The 15,447-nt window shown below is 70.4% G+C and carries 14 protein-coding genes and 1 tRNA gene; 3 read left to right on the forward strand and 12 right to left on the reverse strand.

Annotated elements, in window-relative coordinates:
- Positions 1-7: 7 nt before the first annotated feature.
- From ACFC1W_RS14320 to ACFC1W_RS14350, 7 genes are all read right to left on the reverse strand, one after another.
- Positions 8-337, reverse strand: a complete 330-nt coding sequence (locus ACFC1W_RS14320) for a hypothetical protein (RefSeq protein WP_375993800.1) — start codon at positions 335-337, stop codon at positions 8-10.
- 336 nt (positions 338-673) lie between these two features.
- Positions 674-1,363 carry a 50S ribosomal protein L1 gene (gene rplA, locus ACFC1W_RS14325; protein WP_375993802.1) on the reverse strand — a complete coding sequence of 230 codons (690 nt, stop codon included), beginning with the start codon at positions 1,361-1,363 and terminating at the stop codon, positions 674-676.
- Between the two features lie 14 nt (positions 1,364-1,377).
- Positions 1,378-1,809 (reverse strand): 50S ribosomal protein L11, encoded by a 432-nt coding sequence (gene rplK / locus ACFC1W_RS14330; RefSeq protein ID WP_055959966.1) that lies wholly within the window; start codon positions 1,807-1,809, stop codon positions 1,378-1,380.
- 100 nt (positions 1,810-1,909) lie between these two features.
- Positions 1,910-2,935: a transcription termination/antitermination protein NusG gene (gene nusG, locus ACFC1W_RS14335; RefSeq protein WP_375993806.1), complete on the reverse strand. Its 1,026-nt coding sequence runs from the start codon at positions 2,933-2,935 to the stop codon at positions 1,910-1,912.
- A gap of 79 nt (positions 2,936-3,014) precedes the next feature.
- The gene (gene secE, locus ACFC1W_RS14340) at positions 3,015-3,278 is read right to left on the reverse strand and encodes a preprotein translocase subunit SecE (protein ID WP_191765528.1); all 264 of its coding nucleotides are present in this window, start codon (positions 3,276-3,278) and stop codon (positions 3,015-3,017) included.
- A gap of 94 nt (positions 3,279-3,372) precedes the next feature.
- Positions 3,373-3,445, reverse strand: a tRNA-Trp gene (locus ACFC1W_RS14345).
- Positions 3,446-3,588: 143 nt separating this feature from the next.
- Positions 3,589-4,026: a pyridoxamine 5'-phosphate oxidase family protein gene (locus ACFC1W_RS14350; RefSeq protein WP_375993808.1), complete on the reverse strand. Its 438-nt coding sequence runs from the start codon at positions 4,024-4,026 to the stop codon at positions 3,589-3,591.
- Between the two features lie 64 nt (positions 4,027-4,090).
- On the opposite strand from ACFC1W_RS14350, the gene ACFC1W_RS14355 reads away from it, so the two are divergent.
- On the forward strand, positions 4,091-4,705 hold the full coding sequence (locus ACFC1W_RS14355; RefSeq protein ID WP_375993810.1) for a hypothetical protein: 615 nt from the start codon (positions 4,091-4,093) through the stop codon (positions 4,703-4,705).
- A gap of 115 nt (positions 4,706-4,820) precedes the next feature.
- Here the strand turns inward: ACFC1W_RS14355 and ACFC1W_RS14360 are convergent, their stop codons facing one another.
- The 5 genes from ACFC1W_RS14360 to gabT all read right to left on the reverse strand — a co-directional run bounded on the left by ACFC1W_RS14360 (position 4,821) and on the right by gabT (position 11,508).
- Positions 4,821-6,185: an NAD-dependent succinate-semialdehyde dehydrogenase gene (locus ACFC1W_RS14360; RefSeq protein WP_375993812.1), complete on the reverse strand. Its 1,365-nt coding sequence runs from the start codon at positions 6,183-6,185 to the stop codon at positions 4,821-4,823.
- Positions 6,186-6,224: 39 nt separating this feature from the next.
- Positions 6,225-7,781 (reverse strand): APC family permease, encoded by a 1,557-nt coding sequence (locus ACFC1W_RS14365; protein WP_375993815.1) that lies wholly within the window; start codon positions 7,779-7,781, stop codon positions 6,225-6,227.
- Positions 7,778-8,659, reverse strand: coding sequence for a universal stress protein (locus ACFC1W_RS14370; RefSeq protein ID WP_375993818.1), 882 nt, complete (start codon positions 8,657-8,659; stop codon positions 7,778-7,780). Before ACFC1W_RS14370 ends, ACFC1W_RS14365 begins: the two co-directional genes overlap by 4 nt.
- Positions 8,656-10,017, reverse strand: coding sequence for a flavin monoamine oxidase family protein (locus ACFC1W_RS14375; RefSeq protein ID WP_375993820.1), 1,362 nt, complete (start codon positions 10,015-10,017; stop codon positions 8,656-8,658). Before ACFC1W_RS14375 ends, ACFC1W_RS14370 begins: the two co-directional genes overlap by 4 nt.
- 132 nt (positions 10,018-10,149) lie before the next feature.
- Positions 10,150-11,508 (reverse strand): 4-aminobutyrate--2-oxoglutarate transaminase, encoded by a 1,359-nt coding sequence (gene gabT / locus ACFC1W_RS14380; protein WP_375993822.1) that lies wholly within the window; start codon positions 11,506-11,508, stop codon positions 10,150-10,152.
- Positions 11,509-11,602: 94 nt separating this feature from the next.
- Here gabT and ACFC1W_RS14385 point away from each other — a divergent pair, with 94 nt between their 5' ends.
- On the forward strand, positions 11,603-13,132 hold the full coding sequence (locus tag ACFC1W_RS14385; RefSeq protein WP_375993825.1) for a PucR family transcriptional regulator: 1,530 nt from the start codon (positions 11,603-11,605) through the stop codon (positions 13,130-13,132).
- 771 nt (positions 13,133-13,903) lie between these two features.
- The gene (locus ACFC1W_RS14390) at positions 13,904-15,295 is read left to right on the forward strand and encodes an NAD(P)/FAD-dependent oxidoreductase (protein WP_375993828.1); all 1,392 of its coding nucleotides are present in this window, start codon (positions 13,904-13,906) and stop codon (positions 15,293-15,295) included.
- Positions 15,296-15,447: the final 152 nt, after the last annotated feature.

Genomic DNA, 15,447 nt, shown 5'->3' on the forward strand with positions numbered 1-15,447 from the left:
TCCTACGCTACGCACCGGACGCCCGCCGGGCGCCGATGAGTCGAGACTGGTCGGGGCCGGCTTTCGGCGGGGACGCGGCGCTCCGACGCTGCCGCACGCACAGCGCCAGCATGATCCCGCAGGAGACGACGTAGAACGTGTGCAGCACCCAGATGGGCCCGAACGGCAGGGTGAACACGTAGAGCGAGTACACGGCGTTCGCCGAGTTGATCATGACGATGCTCGGGAGGCTGTACGACGAGACGTCCCGCGTGCGCAGCGCCTTGCGCAGCATCGGCAGGTTGCTGATCGCGAAGACCACCGTCGCGATCGTGCCCGCCAGCAGGGGGACGTCCATGCATCCCACGTTACGAACGGGTGCCGAGCCGTCGCGTCGACCGAATGGCCCAACTTCCCCCGCGACCGGCATGGGCAGAACCATGCAGATGCAGGCCGCGGGCGCTGTGCGGGCGGGGGCCCTGACCGCTGGCCGCTGGCGCGCCAGGCGCTGGCGCGCGCCCGCGCCGCAGAATCGGAGATCCTCCGCAACACGCCGGGGCACGGCATCCCACACCGGCGCGTCCCCCACGATCTCCGCCGTTGCGACCGAACCGCCCGCGCGCCGCGCGCCGCGCCGCACACAGGAAACGGGGCCCCACCCGAAGGTGGAGCCCCGTTCGTGCTGATCCGTGGATCAGATGGAGTTGACGTCCAGCGGGATGCCGGGGCCGAACGTGGTCGACACGGCGCCCTTCTGGATGTAACGGCCCTTCGAGCTCGACGGCTTGAGGCGCACGATCTCCTCGAGCGCGGCCTTGAGGTTCTCGTCGAGCTGCTCGGCCGAGAACGACGCCTTGCCGACGACGAAGTGCACGTTGGCGTGCTTGTCGACGCGGAACTCGATCTTGCCGCCCTTGATCTCCTCGACGGCCTTGGCCGGGTTGGGGGTCACGGTGCCGGTCTTGGGGTTGGGCATGAGGCCACGGGGACCCAGCACCTTACCCAGGCGACCGACCTGGCCCATGAGCTCGGGCGTCGAGACGGCCGCGTCGAACGCGGTCCAGCCGCCGGCGACCTTCTCGATGAGCTCGGCGCCGCCGACCTCGTCCGCACCCGCGGCGATCGCGGCCTCAGCGGCCGGACCGGTCGCGAACACGATGACGCGGGCGGTCTTGCCGGTGCCGTGCGGGAGGATGACGGTGCCGCGCACCATCTGGTCCGCCTTGCGCGGGTCGACGGCGAGCTTCAGCGCGACCTCGACGGTCGAGTCGAACTTCGCCGAACCGGTCTGCTTCGCGAGCGCGACAGCCTCGGTGGGAGTGTAGAACTTGTCCGCCTCGATCTTGGCGGCAGCGGCCCGGAAGGCCTTGGACTTGGTTGCCATGGTTACTCTCCCCCTCAGTCCTCGACCGTGATGCCCATGGAACGGGCGGTGCCGGCGATGATCTTCGAGGCGGCCTCGATGTCATTCGCGTTCAGGTCGGGCTGCTTCGTCTCGGCGATCTGTCGCACCTGCTCCTTGGTGAGCTTGGCCACCTTGGTCGTGTGCGGAGTCGACGAGCCCTTCTGCACGCCCGCGGCCTTCTTGATGAGCTCAGCGGCCGGCGGGGTCTTCAGGATGAAGGTGAAGCTGCGGTCCTCGTAGACGGTGATCTCCACGGGGATGACGTTGCCGCGCTGCGACTCGGTCGCGGCGTTGTACGCCTTGCAGAACTCCATGATGTTGACGCCATGCTGACCGAGCGCGGGGCCGATCGGCGGCGCCGGGTTGGCTGCACCGGCGTTGATCTGAAGCTTGATCAGGCCGGTCACCTTCTTCTTCGGTGCCATTCTTGTTTCCTCTCAATCGAGCGGATGCCGCGAGGCATCCGTTCTCCCGCACATCCGGCATCTCCGGACAGCGGTTCCCCCGGGACGGACCCGGGAAGTCTTAAAGCTTGGTGACCTGGTCGAAGCTGAGCTCGACCGGAGTCTCGCGCTCGAACAGCGACACGAGGACCGTGAGCTTGCCGCTCTCGGGCTTGATCTCGCTGATCGTGCCGGGAAGACCCGCGAACGAGCCCTCCTTGATCGTGATGGTCTCGCCGACCTCGAAGTCGACCTCGGCGGGGATGACGCGCGCGGCAGCCGCAGCACCCTTCTTCGCGGCACCGGCCTTGGCGGGCGCCGTCTCCTTGATCTCGACGAGGCTCTTCAGCATGTTGAAGGCCTCCTCGAAGCGGAGGGGGGTGGGGTTGTGGGCGTTGCCGACGAAGCCGGTCACGCCCGGCGTGTGACGCACGACCGACCAGGTGTCCTCGTTGAGGTCCATGCGCACGAGCACGTAGCCGGGGATCCGGACGCGCGTGACCATCTTGCGCTGGCCGTTCTTGATCTCGACGACGTCCTCCATCGGGACCTCGACCTGGAAGATGTCGTCCTCCACCTCGAGCGTCGACTTGCGCTGCTCGATGTTGGCCTTCACCTTGCGCTCGAAGCCGGCGTAGGAGTGGATGACGTACCACTTGCCGGGGAGCGACCGCAGCTCGGCTCGGAACGCCTCGTACGGGTCTTCCTCTTCGTCGTCGGAGTCGTCGTCGGACGCCTCGTCGTCGTCGCCGTTCACGTCGGGGCCGTCGTAGGGGGTGACCTCCTCGGCGGCCTCGGCCTCGAGCTCGGCGACCTCCTCGGCGATCGAGTCGTTGATGACCTCGGCGGCAGCCTCGGTCTCAGCGGCCTCGTCCAGGTTCAGGGCGTCGTTCACGATGGCGTCTGCCTCCGGGTCGTCGATGTCGATGTCGTCCAGGTCGGCGTCGTCCTCGGCAGCGTCGTCCACGATGTGGATCGCGACGTGCTCGGCGGGAGTGTTGGCGGCATCCTCTTCTGCGAGGACGTTGCCCTCCTGGGCTTCGTCGTCCTCGGACGACTGCTCAGCCGCCGTCGCCCAGTCGGCGTCGTCGATGAATCTTTCAGACACTGCGTTCTCTTCCGTTCCGTGTGCGGTGGGTTGAGACCCCATCCGCGGGACCCCAGCTTGATCGGGGCCGTCAGGCGGCTCAGGCTGCGCCGGGCACTCCGAAGACGTACGCCGTGATCCACACGAACAGCACGTCGAGGCCGTAGACGATCGCCATCATGATGACGACGAACCCGAGGACGACAGCCGTGTACTTCAGCAGCTCCTGGCGCGTCGGAGTGACGACCTTGCGGAGCTCGGCGAAGACCTGACGGATGAACATGGCGATCCGCGCGAAGACGTTGGGCTTCTTCTCGCGGGGGCCGCCCGCGGGGACGACCTCGCCCGGCTCGTCCTGAACCATCGATGCCACCTGATTTACCTTCCGTGCGCCGGCGTGGGCCGACTCACTGTGTTGTCAACCGTCGACCTTGGCTTGTCGACGTTGCGCTGACGCGCAGGGCGGACAGGAATCGAACCTGCAACCTGCGGTTTTGGAGACCGCTGCTCTGCCAATTGAGCTACCGCCCTAGAGGTCCGGAGACCTCGGATGCCCGCACACTCCCCCGTCACCTGAGCGAAAGGGAGCCGCACCGACGATGGGCACGGCGAAAGAATGCAGACTTCAACTGCACGTTCCAGTGTACGGCATGGTCTGAAGCCCCGCGAATCGGTCAGTACGGCTGCACGCCGTAGCGGTCGGGTTCCGGAGCACGCTGGAACGCGCGGCCCGAGAGCGACGTCGGCTCTACGCGCACGTAGGTGTACTTCAGCGTGGGGATCCACGGGCGAAGGCCCAGCCCATCGGCGCGTTCGACCTCGGCGGACGTGTCGAGCGCGTGCGCGCGGCCCCGCACGATGACGCTCCAGGCGTCGGTGTCGGTGTGGTCGTCGACCTCGAAGAGCACTTCGTCGTTCACCGTCAGCTCGAACAGCTTGCTGCCCTGCGCGGTGCGGAACAGCAGAGTCTCGTCGTCCACCACGTAGTTCACGGGGAAGACGTCGAGCACGTTGCCGACGTGGGTCACGAGCCTGCCGAGCTCCTGCGTGCGCAGGCGTTCCCAGCACTGTTCGTCGCTCAGTGCGACGACGGGATCCGGTGTGTCTGCCATGCCTCCATCCTCTCGCGCCGGGCCGCCCGGCGACACCCCCGCATGCCGGGTCTACCATGCGGTCATGGCACTCTCGCAGGCGCTGCTCGACGAGCTGTGGGACTTCGGCGATCCGGCCGGATCGGAGGCACGCCTGCGGACGGCGGCAGAGGCGGAGACGGATGCCGCGACCCGCGCCGAGCTCGCCACGCAGGTCGCGCGGGCCCTGGGCCTGCAGGAGCGGTACGCCGACGCGGAGGCCGTGCTCAGCACGACACCGATCACGTCGGCCGAGGCCGCGGTGCGTGTCACGCTCGAACGCGGGCGCCTGCGCAACTCAGCCGGCGACGCCGGTGCCGCAGTCGGACTGTTCGAGCTGGCTGCGGAGGCCGCGGCATCCGCTCATCTCACGTTCCTCCACGTCGACGCGCTCCACATGCTCGCGATCGCCGATCCCGCGCGCTCCGCGGAGTGGACCGCGTGTGCGCTGGACGTCCTCGAGGGCACGACCGACCCGCGCACCCTGCGGTGGACCGTGTCGCTGCACAACAACGCCGGGTGGGCTCACCACGAGGCGGGGCGCACCGACGAGGCCGTATCGGAGTTCGAGAAGGCTCGGGATGCCGCAATCCGCTGGGGCACGCCGCAGCAGGTCCGGTGGGCCGACGAGGCGCTCGCCGAAGTGCGCCCGGCGGGCTGACGCCGGCGCACGGCGGGCTGACGCCGGCGCACGGACGCGCAACCGGGGATTCCCAGCGAGAACCCGGGGCGGTGCCCCGGTCTCGACGGGAATCCCCGGTCCCGGCGAGGGACGATCAGGCGCCGATGCGGATCAGCTTCTTGTTCACGAACTCGTCGGCGGCCAGCAGGCCCATCTCGCGCGACGTGCCGGAGCGCTTCACGCCGCCGAACGGCAGACCCGGCTCGTCGGCGAGCACGACGTTGACGTAGACCATGCCGGCGTCGATCTTGTCGGCTACGCGGGCGGCCTGGTCCTCGTCGGTCGTGAAGACGTACGACCCGAGACCGAAGCTCGTGTCGTTGGCGATCTTCACCGCTTCGTCCTCGTCGGCCACCTTGAAGACGATGCCGACCGGCCCGAAGAACTCTTCGCCGTAGGCGTCCATCTCCGGCGTCACGTCGGTGAGGACGGTGCCGGGGTAGAACGCGCCGTCGCGCGTGCCGCCGGCGACGAGCGTCGCGCCCTGCGCGACGGCCTTGTCGACCTGCTCGGCGAGGCGCTCGGCCGCCGTGAGTGACGACAGCGGGCCGAGGACCGTGTCTTCGGCGAACGGGTCGCCGACCTTGGCCTCGGTCATCTTCGCGGTGAACTTCTCGACGAACGCGTCGTAGAGTCCGTCGACCACGATGAACCGCTTCGCCGCGTTGCACGACTGGCCGGTGTTGTCGAGGCGGGCGTCGACGGCGGCCTGCACGGCCGCGTCGAGGTCGTCCGTCGACAGCAGGATGAACGGGTCGGAACCGCCGAGCTCGAGCGCGACCTTCTTCAGGTTGCGACCCGCGACCTCGGCCACGGCGGCACCCGCGCGCTCCGATCCGGTGACCGAGACGCCCTGCACGCGGCGGTCGGCGATGACCGTCGCAGCCTGCTCGTTGGACGCGTAGACGTTGGTGTAGACGCCGTCACCGAGTCCGGCATCCGCGTACATCTTCTCGATCGCCGCGGCGGATTCGGGACACTGACCGGCGTGCTTGAGGATGATCGTGTTCCCGATCACGATGTTCGGCGCCGCGAAGCGGGCGACCTGGTAGTACGGGAAGTTCCACGGCATGATGCCCAGGAGCGGCCCGAGCGCCGAGCGGCGGATGACCGCGGTGCCTTCTCCCTCGATGTCGATCGGCTGGTCGCCGGTGATCTTGTCGGCGTGATCGGCGTAGTACTCGGTGATGTCGGCGGCGAAGTCGACCTCGCCGAGGGCTGCCTCCAGCGGCTTGCCCATCTCGCGCACGATGATGGCGGCGAGCTCGTCGCGGCGCTCACGGTGCAGTTCGGCGACCTTCCGGATGCGCGCGGCGCGCTCGGCGACGGGCGTCGTGCGCCACGTGCGGAACGCGGCATCCGCTCCGGCGACGACCGCCTCGAGGGCGTCGTCGGTGATCGTCGGGTAGGTGGCCAGGGTCTCGCCCGTGGCGGGGTTGACGACGGCGTACTCACTCATGGTGTTCTCTCCGATCGGGTGGTGGTGACAGTCTGCCGCTCAGCGGCGCTTACGTCGAAGGCTTTCCGGCGCATCCATCCCGAGTGTCTCGCCGCGGAAGAATGCCGGACGTTTGATCGCCTGCCAGACCATGATCACCACGCCCACGACGATGATCAGCATCCCCAGGATGAAGACGATGCCGACGCCGCCGATCTGCGAGCCGCTGCCGTAAGCCGGGTCCATCGAGTCGATGAGGGTGGTGAAGAACAGGACCGCCAGGATCACGCCGCCCACCAGCGGGAAGAGGAACGTGAAGAACACAGTGCGCACCGAGTCGAACCACTGCCGGCGGAAGTACCACACGCAGGCGAACGCGGTGATGCCGTAGTAGAAGCAGATCATCATGCCGAGGGTGAGGATCGTGTCCCACAGGGTGTCTTCGCTCACCACGCGCATCACCGCATAGAACGCGGAGGCCACGATCGCCGAGACGATCGTCGCGAACCCGGGGGTGAAGAAGCGGGGGCTGACCTTGGCGAAGGCGGGCGGGAGCGCCCCGTAGTGACCCATCGAGAGAAGCGTGCGCGCGGGACCGACGAACGTGGACTGCAGCGACGAGGCGGAGCTGGTGAGCACCGCGAGGGAGACCAGGAACGCCAGCGGTCCGAGGATCGGCCCGGAGAGGAAGAAGAACACGTTCGCCTGGATGTCCTCGTTGCCGAGACCGAGCTCGCCCGTGCCGACGCCGGCGAACATGATCATCGCCACGGCGAGGAGGAGGTACAGCGACACGATCGTCAGCACCGTGAGCGTCGCCGCCCGACCGGGCGTGCGCTCGGGATCCTTCGTCTCCTCGTTCATCGTGAGGGTGACGTCCCATCCCCAGAAGATGAAGATCGAGAGCGAGAGCCCTGCGGCGACCGCTCCGAACGAGGTGACCGCGAAGGGGTTGAACCAGGACCAGTCGAACGGCATGAAATCGAACGCCTGGCCGTTCAGTGCCTGGACGATCGCCGCGACGGCGAAGAACAGCAGCACCGCGACCTGGAAGGTCACCAGCACGTACTGCAGCTTCTGGGTCGTCTGCATGTCGCGATACGAGATGTAGGTGGCACCGAGCACGAACAGGAGGCAGACCGCGATGTTGATCCAGGTGACCGCGGCGAGATCCGCGATGCCCTCGTTGCCCGTGATCTGCGCGATGAGCAGGAAGAGGAAGTCCACGGCCACGCCGGCGAGGTTCGAGAGCACGAGGATCGTCGCGACGATGAGTCCCCAGCCCGCCATCCAGCCGACCCAGGGGCCGAACGCGCGACTGGCCCATGTGAACGATGTGCCGGCGTCGGGCATCCGGTTGTTGAGCTCCCGATAGCCGAAGGCGACCAGGAGCATCGGGATGAACCCGATGAGGATGATCGCGGGGATCTGCTGCCCGACGACGGAGGCCGTCGGTCCGATCGCCGCCGTGAAGGTGTAGGCGGGGGCGATGCACGAGATCCCGATGACCACCGCACCGATCAGGCCGATGGTGCCGGCGCTCAGGCCCTTCTTGGACAGGCCACCCGTCAGAGGCTCGCCGGTCAAGACAGCGGCGTCACGATCCTGCTCGCTCATGCTTCTGCCCCCTTCTTCTTCTTCCGCGTGCGCGGCACGACGATCATGGGAACGGGCAGCTCGTGCAACATCTTCGCCGCCGTCGACCCGAGGAACAGTCGCCGCGGCCGCGCGAGCCGGCTCGAGCCGACGACCGCGATCTCGCCCGGCTCCCAGCTGAGGTGGGCGACGGCGTCCTCGACGCTGTCGCCCAGTCCGACCACCGCCTCGGCGTCCACACCCTTCGGCAGGCTGCGGCGGGCATGCACGAACACCTCGTCGGCGTGCGACGCGGCCGACTCGTTGCCGGCGATGCCTGCCGGAAGGTCGATGGCCACGAGCGAGACGAGGCGCAGCTCCGCTCCGGTGGCAGCCGCCAGCGCGACGCTCTCCTCGAGCAGCAGGTCGGCGCCCGGGCGCAGGCCGATCGCCGCGGTGATGCGCGTGATTCCGCTGGTCGGGTCGATGCGTCGCGCCCCTTCCGGAGCGAGAACGACCGGCACGTCGGCCGAGTGGAGCAGCTCGCTCGCGACCGTGCCGAGGCGGTGACGCCCGCGCCGGCCGCCGTTGGCGGCGCCGACGACGATGTGCGAGGCGGTGACGTCGTGCGCGGTGTCGAGGAGGCCGGCGGCGAACGACTCGCCGAAGCGCACGTGGGTGCGCACGCGCACCGCGTCGGGGACGGCGGCCGCGGCCTGCGCCAGCCATTCCTCGGCCTGCTCGCGCAGGTAGCGGTCATAGCCGGCGTCGGGCGGCGTGATGACGCTGCGTTCCTCCCCGGGCAGCACCACGACGACGTGGAGGGAGGAATCGGATGCCAGCGCCAGACGCGCTCCGAGTGCCAGGGCGTCGGCCCCGGCGTCGGTCGCGGTGTAGCCGACGACGATGCGAGAGCTCATGCGCGGGTCTCCTCGACGATGTTCGCAGCGACGAGGCGACCCATGCGGATCGCGCCGTCGACGTGCTGATAGCCCGCACCCGCCATGTCGCTGCACGCGAAGTGGATCGGGCCGACGGGGGTGCGCAGGTCTGCGCCGTAGCGGGCGAGGCCGCCGAGATCGAAGCTCGCCGCGTAGGCGCCCCGCGTCCATTCCTCGGCGCCCCAGTCGCTCTCGAAGTACACGATCGGGTGGAGCGCCTCGGGCCCGTAGTAGTGCGACAGCGACTCGAGGATGCGGGCCTTGCGCTCCTCCGCGGAGACGCGGAAGAGGTCATCGGCGTTGCGGTCGGACACGAAGCCGACGAGGGTGCCGCGCTCGTCGCCGTGGTTGGTGTTGTCGTACGCCTCGTGCGAGATCTCGTACGGGCTGAACGCCGTGCCCGAGAGCCCGTGCTCACGCCAGAACGGGCGGTCGTACACGGCGTGCACCTTGATGACGAAGCCCATCGAGAGGTGCTGGTGCATCTGCTGCTTGAGGCGGGGCAGCGGCGGGTCGAAGTCGATCCACGGGTAGAGGATCGGAGCGTGCGCCAGGATGACGAACCGGGCCCGCACGGTGACCCCGTCGTCGGTGACGACCGTCACGCCGTCGTCGTCGGTGCGCACCTCGATGACCGGCTGCCCGAGCAGCACGTCGTCGCCGAGCCGCTCGGCGAGGAGCAGTGGAACCTGCTGCAGCCCGCCCACGACGCGCTCGTCGAGGATGTAGTCGGCGTCGACGAGATTCGAGAAGCTGCCGGCGCTCGCGGCCATGAGAAGCGCCTGGAGTGCGGAGAACGCGTACGCGGGCTTGGTGAGCATCGCGCCGGCGATGAAGAGCGCGATGTTGTCGCGGGCCTCCTGGTCGTCGGTCTGCTGCTCGAGCCATGCCTCGAACGAGATCCGGTCGAGCGCCTCGGCGTCGGGGTGCTCCCACGGCCGGTCGGGATCCACCTCGGCGACCATCGCGTCGAGCTTCTCGATCAGCTCGACCATCACCTTTTCGGTGGCCGGCGGCACCGGGAAGATCTCGCCCGTGAAGCGGGTGAGATCGCCGTCGCGGTTGATGTAGACCGATTCCCCCTCGCGGTAGCGGCTGTACGTCTCGAGCCCGAGCTCGGCGATCGTCTCCTTGAGCGCCTCCTGGTCGGGCGAGACCCACTGTCCGCCGATCTCGAGCATCGCGCCGTCGACCACATCGGTCCACAGGCGCCCGCCCACGCGGTCGCGGGCTTCGAGCACGACGACCGACAGCCCCGCCTTCTTGAGCTCGTTCGCCGCAGTCAGGCCGGCAGCGCCGGCGCCGACGATGACGACGTCACGGGTCAGCTCGGTCATGGGACTCCTTCGTCTCGTTCGCTCCGCGCGCGTCGCGCGATCGCGTCAGGTTTCGGGGCGTTTTCGTCTCGCTCGTCCTCGCCCGGTCGGCGACTTCTCGGTCTCGACCGGACGGAGCGCGACGGAACGCGGTCAGTGAGCCGCGAGCGCGGCGGCGACGACGTCGAGGCCCTCGTGGAGCAGATCGTCGGTGATGGACAGCGGCGGGAGGAAGCGGATCACGTTTCCGTAGGTGCCGCAGGTGAGCACGATGACGCCCTCGGCGATGCATGCCTTCGCCACGGCGGCGGTGAGCGCGGCATCCGGCTCCCCGGTCTCGGCGTCGACGAACTCGGCTGCGATCATCGCGCCGTGCCCGCGGACGTCGCCGACGCGGGGGTCGGACGCCTGCAGCGCGCCGAGACGGTCCTTCAGGACCGCGCCGATCGCGCGGGCGCGCTCGACCATGCCGTCGTTCTCGAACACGTCGATCGCGGCGAGCGCGGCAGCGCAGGCGATGGGATTGCCCCCGTACGTGCCGCCGAGACCGCCGGCGTGCGACGCGTCCATGATCTCGGCACGCCCGGTGACGGCCGCCAAGGGCAGGCCCCCCGCGATGCCCTTGGCGGTCGTGATCAGGTCGGGAACGATGCCGAAGATATCGCTCGCGAACATCTCGCCGGTCCGTGCGAAACCGGTCTGGATCTCGTCGGCGATGAAGACCACGTCGTTGGCGCGGCACCACTCGACGAGCGCCGGCAGGAAGCCGTCGGCGGGCACGATGAACCCGCCCTCGCCCTGAATGGGCTCGATGATGACCGCTGCGAGGTTGTCGGCGCCGACCTGCTTCTCGATGACCGAGATGGCCTTCTTGGCGGCATCCGCTCCGCTCAGCCCGTCGCGGAACGGGTACGACAGCGGCGCGCGGTAGACCTCGGACGCGAACGGGCCGAAGCCGCTCTTGTACGGCATCGACTTGGCGGTGAGCGCCATCGTGAGGTTGGTGCGGCCGTGGTAGCCGTGGTCGAACGCGACGACCGCCTGCTTGCCGGTGAACTTGCGGGCGATCTTGACCGCGTTCTCGACGGCCTCGGCGCCGGAGTTGAACAGCGCGCTCTTCTTGGCGTGGTCGCCGGGCGTGATCCGGTTGAGCGCCTCGGCCACGCCGACGTACGACTCGTACGGGGCGATCATGAAGCACGTGTGGGTGAACTGCGCGACCTGCTCCTGCACCGCGGCGACCACCTTGGGGTGCGCGTTGCCGATCGTCGTGACGGCGATCCCCGAGCCCAGATCGATGAGCGAGTTGCCGTCGGCGTCGACGATCACACCGCCGCCCGCGGCGACAGCGTGGACCGGAGCCGTGTGGCCCACCCCCGCGGCGACGGCCGACGCCTTGCGATCGATGAGCTCCTGCGAGCGGGGACCCGGGATGCTGGTGACCAGGCGCCGCTCCTGCGGCAGGGACGGACCGCCCAGGGGCGTGGTGGCAACGGTGTCGACGGGGATCATGGGGTGAGCGTAGGCGCTGGCTTCGCGCGCCCGCACCCTCCTCGCTGTACATTCTCCCTAGCCCGCTGTACAGGTGGTATATCCCGGAGGACCCGTGAACGCTCCCGCCGACGCCCCGACCCTGCGCGCGCTCCTCACCCGCGGCGACCTCCGCCTGACGCTCGCCGAAGACGACGGTCTCGACCCCGCGGCGCTCGACCGCGCGGTGCGCTGGGTGCACAGCTCGGATCTGTCGGACCCCACCCCATTCCTCTCGGAGGGCCTGGTGCTGCTGACCACCGGCACGCAGTTCACCGACACGAGCGACGACGTCGCGCCGTACCGGGCGTACGTGCACCGCCTCGCGGCCCGCGGGGTGGTCGGGCTCGGGTTCGGCACCGAGGTGGTGCGCGCGGGTCTGCCGCCGGCGCTTGCCCAGGCCTGCCGGGACGAGCGGATGCCGCTGTTCGAGGTGCCGTACCGCACGCCGTTCATCGCCGTGGCGCGGGCGAACGCCGAGGCCATCGCCGCGCAGGCCTACGCGCGGCGGAGCTGGGCCCTCGCGGCGCAGCGCGCGATCGCGCTCGCGGCACTGCGCCCGGACGGCCTGGGCGCCACCGTCTCGGAGCTCGCGAAGCAGCTCGACACCTGGGTCGGGATGTTCGACGCGGCGGGCGAGCTGTCGCGCGAGCATCCCGTCGGCGGACTCGGCGCGGCGACGGCCGCCGCCCTGCGCCACGAGGTCACCGGAGTGCTCAACCGCGGGGCGCGCGCCGGATCGTCGCTGCGGATCGACGAGACCCCGTTCACTCTGCAGACCCTCGGCCGCGGCGGGCACCTTCGCGGGGTGATCGCCATCGCGGCGGGCGACCTCGACCAGGAGGGCCGGGGCGTCGTGACCTCGGTGATCGCGATGGCCGGGCTCGCGCTCGAGCAGCAGCAGGGCCTCGGCCGTGCCCGCGGGGCGCTGCGGGCCGGGCTGCTCCACACCCTGATGACCGATGAGCCGTCGCTCGCGCGCCGCATCGCGCGGGAGGTCTGGGGGCCGCTTCCGGCGGCACCGATCCAGGTGGCGGTGACGGATGCCGCGGCGTCGCGCGTCGACGCGATCGCCGAGGTCCTCGAGCTGCGCGTCGACGAGCGGCGCGGCTCGCTGTTCTTCGGACGCGGCGATGACGGGCTCGTGCTCGTGGTGCCGGCGGGCGAGCACGCGCCCGTCGACGAGCTCGCCGAGCGCTTCGGAGTGAGGATCGGGGTGTCCGACCCGACCGGCTACGACGGCTTCGCCGCGGCCATCGGCCAGGCGCGTGTCGCACGCGACCGTGGCGCCGGACCCGTCACGGCGTTCGCCGAAATCGCCCGCTCGGGCGTGCTCTCGGCGCTGACGGACGAAGCGCGCACCCTGGCCCGGGCGGAGCTCGCGCCGCTCGCGACGCACGACGCCGATGAGGGCACGCGGCTCGTCGAGACGCTTCGCGCGTGGCTCGAGAACGACTGCTCGCACGAGGCATCCGCTCGCTCTCTCGGCGTGCACCGGCATACCGTGCGCACGCGGCTGGCTCAGGCCGAGCGCGTGCTCGGGCGCGACCTGTCGTCGTTCGCCACGCGCGCCGAGCTCTGGGCCGCGCTGCGCGCCCTCGACTGACCGTCCGGGGGCGGGTGGCGTCGCCCTGGGCCGCGCTGCGCGCCCTCGACCGACGCCTCGGGGGCCGGCGTCGCGTCGCAGAATCGGAGATCTTCGGCGACACGCCGAGCCGCAGCATCCGCACCCCGCGCGTCGCACACGATCTCCGACACTGCGCCGCAGCGCCACGCCGAGCCGCAGCATCCGCTCCCCGCGCGTCGCACACGATCTCCGACACTGCACCGCAGCGGCCGGGCGAAGAGCCCCAAGCCGGCGCTGCGCACCCTCGACCGGCGTCTGGGGCCGGCGTCGCGTCGCAGAATCGGAGATCATCGGCGACACGCCGAGCCGCAGCATCCGCTCCCCGCGCGTCGCCCACGATCTCCGACACTGCACCGGGGCAGCCGGGCGAAGAGCTCCGGGCCGGCGCTGAGCGCCCTCGACCGACGCCTCGGGGCGGCCTCGCGTCGCAGAATCGGAGATCATCGGCGACACGCCGAGCCGCAGCATCCGGTTCCCCGCGCGTCGCACACGATCTCCGACACTGCGCCGCGGCGCCCGGGCGAAGAGCCCCGCGCCGCCGCTGAGCACCCTCGACCGACGTCGGGGGCGGCCTCGCGTCGCAGAATCGGAGATCTCCGGCGACACGCCGAGCCGCAGCATCCGCTCCCCGCGCGTCGCGCACGATCTCCGTCGCTGCGCCGCAGCGCCCGGGCGAATCCGCCGGGGCGCGACCAGGTTCGGGACAGATCGCCCGCACCGCCTCCAACCCGTCACCGGGAGGATGGACGCATGGCGGATGCGCGCGTGCCCAACGGAGACGTCTCATGGTGGTGGAGGCAGCTCGGCGGCACGCCGTCGCCGCGTCCGCCGCTCGACCGCGACCTCGACGTGGACGTCGCCATCGTCGGCGGCGGCTACACCGGACTGTGGGCGGCGTACTACCTGACGACCCTGCAGCCCGATCTGCGCGTGGCGGTGCTCGAGCAGCGGTTCGCCGGATTCGGCGCGTCGGGTCGCAACGGCGGCTGGCTGACGAACACCGTCACCGGCGGACGCGACAGGTACGCGGCATCCCACGGCCGCGACGCGGCGATCGCGCAGCAGCGCGCCCTCAATGAGACGGTCGACGAGGTCATCGCCGTCGCCGCCCGCGAAGGCATCAAGGCCGACATCGTCAAGGGGGGCGAGTTCGGCGTCGCCCGCACACCGTCGCAGCTCGCGCGGCTGCGTGCCGCTGTGGCGGATGAGAAGTCCTGGCCGCACACCGATGTGGAGGAGTTGGATGCCTCGGCCGCGGCATCCCGCATCGCCGTGGACGGCGCACTCGGGGGCATGTGGCATCCGCACTGCGCCCGGTTGCACCCCGCCAAGCTCGTCGCAGGACTCGCCGCCGCCGTCGAGCGCGCGGGCGCGACGATCTACGAGCAGACGCACGTCTCCGAGATCGCGCCGGGTCGCGCACTCACCGACCGCGGGACGGTGCGCGCGACGCACGTGCTGCGCGCGACCGAGGGATTCACCGCCGACCTGCGGGGCGAGCACCGCACGTGGCTGCCCATGAACTCGTCGATGATCGTCACGGACCCGCTGCCCGCGGCGGCCTGGGCGTCGATCGGCTGGGAGGGCCGCGAGACGCTCGGCGACTTCGCCCACGTGTACATGTACGCCCAGCGCACCGCCGACGACCGCATCGCCTTCGGCGGGCGCGGAGTGCCGTACCGCTACGCCTCGCGCGTCGACGCCGACGGCACGACGCAGGAACGCACGATCGCGTCGCTGACGGACCTGCTGCGGAGCTTCTTCCCGGATGCGGCGGACGTGCCGATCGCGCACGCCTGGGCGGGCGTGCTCGGCGTTCCGCGCGACTGGGCCGCGACCGTCGGCCTCGACCGCGCCACCGGACTCGGCTGGGCGGGCGGATATGTCGGCACCGGCGTCACCGCGACCAACCTCGCGGGCCGGACGCTGGCCGACCTCGTGCTCGGGCGCGACACCGACCTGGTGCGTCTGCCCTGGGTGGGTCATCGGGCCAAGAAGTGGGAGCCCGAACCGCTGCGCTGGCTCGCGGTGAACGCGATTTATGCCGCGTACCGCACGGCGGATCGGTTCGAGGCATCCGGGTCGGGCAGCGGCACGGCGTGGCCCGCGCACGTCGCCGACTTCGTCGCCGGGCGACACTGACGCGCTCCATCCGCTCCCCGCCCGGCGCCGCTCGCCTGCTGGCCCGGAGCGGCGGTCCGCGCGCCGTGTCGCCGCTTCCGCGGGGCCGTGCCGGCCGCTTCCGCGCGCCGTGCCGCCGCTTCCGCACTCCTCGGGTAGCACTTCGACGAGGC

The sequence above is a fragment of the Microbacterium sp. NPDC056003 genome (genome assembly GCF_042274785.1).
In the GTDB taxonomy this organism is placed as follows: domain Bacteria; phylum Actinomycetota; class Actinomycetes; order Actinomycetales; family Microbacteriaceae; genus Microbacterium.

Excerpts from the sequence above, each read along its gene's own strand:
- ACFC1W_RS14320 (WP_375993800.1), bottom strand. The coding sequence starts at position 337 with ATGGACGTCCCCCTGCTGGCGGGCACGATCGCGACGGTGGTCTTCGCG.
- rplA (WP_375993802.1), bottom strand. The coding sequence starts at position 1,363 with ATGGCAACCAAGTCCAAGGCCTTCCGGGCCGCTGCCGCCAAGATCGAG.
- rplK (WP_055959966.1), bottom strand. The coding sequence starts at position 1,809 with ATGGCACCGAAGAAGAAGGTGACCGGCCTGATCAAGCTTCAGATCAAC.
- secE (WP_191765528.1), bottom strand. The coding sequence starts at position 3,278 with ATGGTTCAGGACGAGCCGGGCGAGGTCGTCCCCGCGGGCGGCCCCCGC.
- ACFC1W_RS14350 (WP_375993808.1), bottom strand. The coding sequence starts at position 4,026 with ATGGCAGACACACCGGATCCCGTCGTCGCACTGAGCGACGAACAGTGC.
- ACFC1W_RS14355 (WP_375993810.1), top strand. The coding sequence starts at position 4,091 with ATGGCACTCTCGCAGGCGCTGCTCGACGAGCTGTGGGACTTCGGCGAT.
- ACFC1W_RS14360 (WP_375993812.1), bottom strand. The coding sequence starts at position 6,185 with ATGAGTGAGTACGCCGTCGTCAACCCCGCCACGGGCGAGACCCTGGCC.
- ACFC1W_RS14365 (WP_375993815.1), bottom strand. The coding sequence starts at position 7,781 with ATGAGCGAGCAGGATCGTGACGCCGCTGTCTTGACCGGCGAGCCTCTG.
- ACFC1W_RS14370 (WP_375993818.1), bottom strand. The coding sequence starts at position 8,659 with ATGAGCTCTCGCATCGTCGTCGGCTACACCGCGACCGACGCCGGGGCC.
- ACFC1W_RS14375 (WP_375993820.1), bottom strand. The coding sequence starts at position 10,017 with ATGACCGAGCTGACCCGTGACGTCGTCATCGTCGGCGCCGGCGCTGCC.
- gabT (WP_375993822.1), bottom strand. The coding sequence starts at position 11,508 with ATGATCCCCGTCGACACCGTTGCCACCACGCCCCTGGGCGGTCCGTCC.
- ACFC1W_RS14390 (WP_375993828.1), top strand. The coding sequence starts at position 13,904 with ATGGCGGATGCGCGCGTGCCCAACGGAGACGTCTCATGGTGGTGGAGG.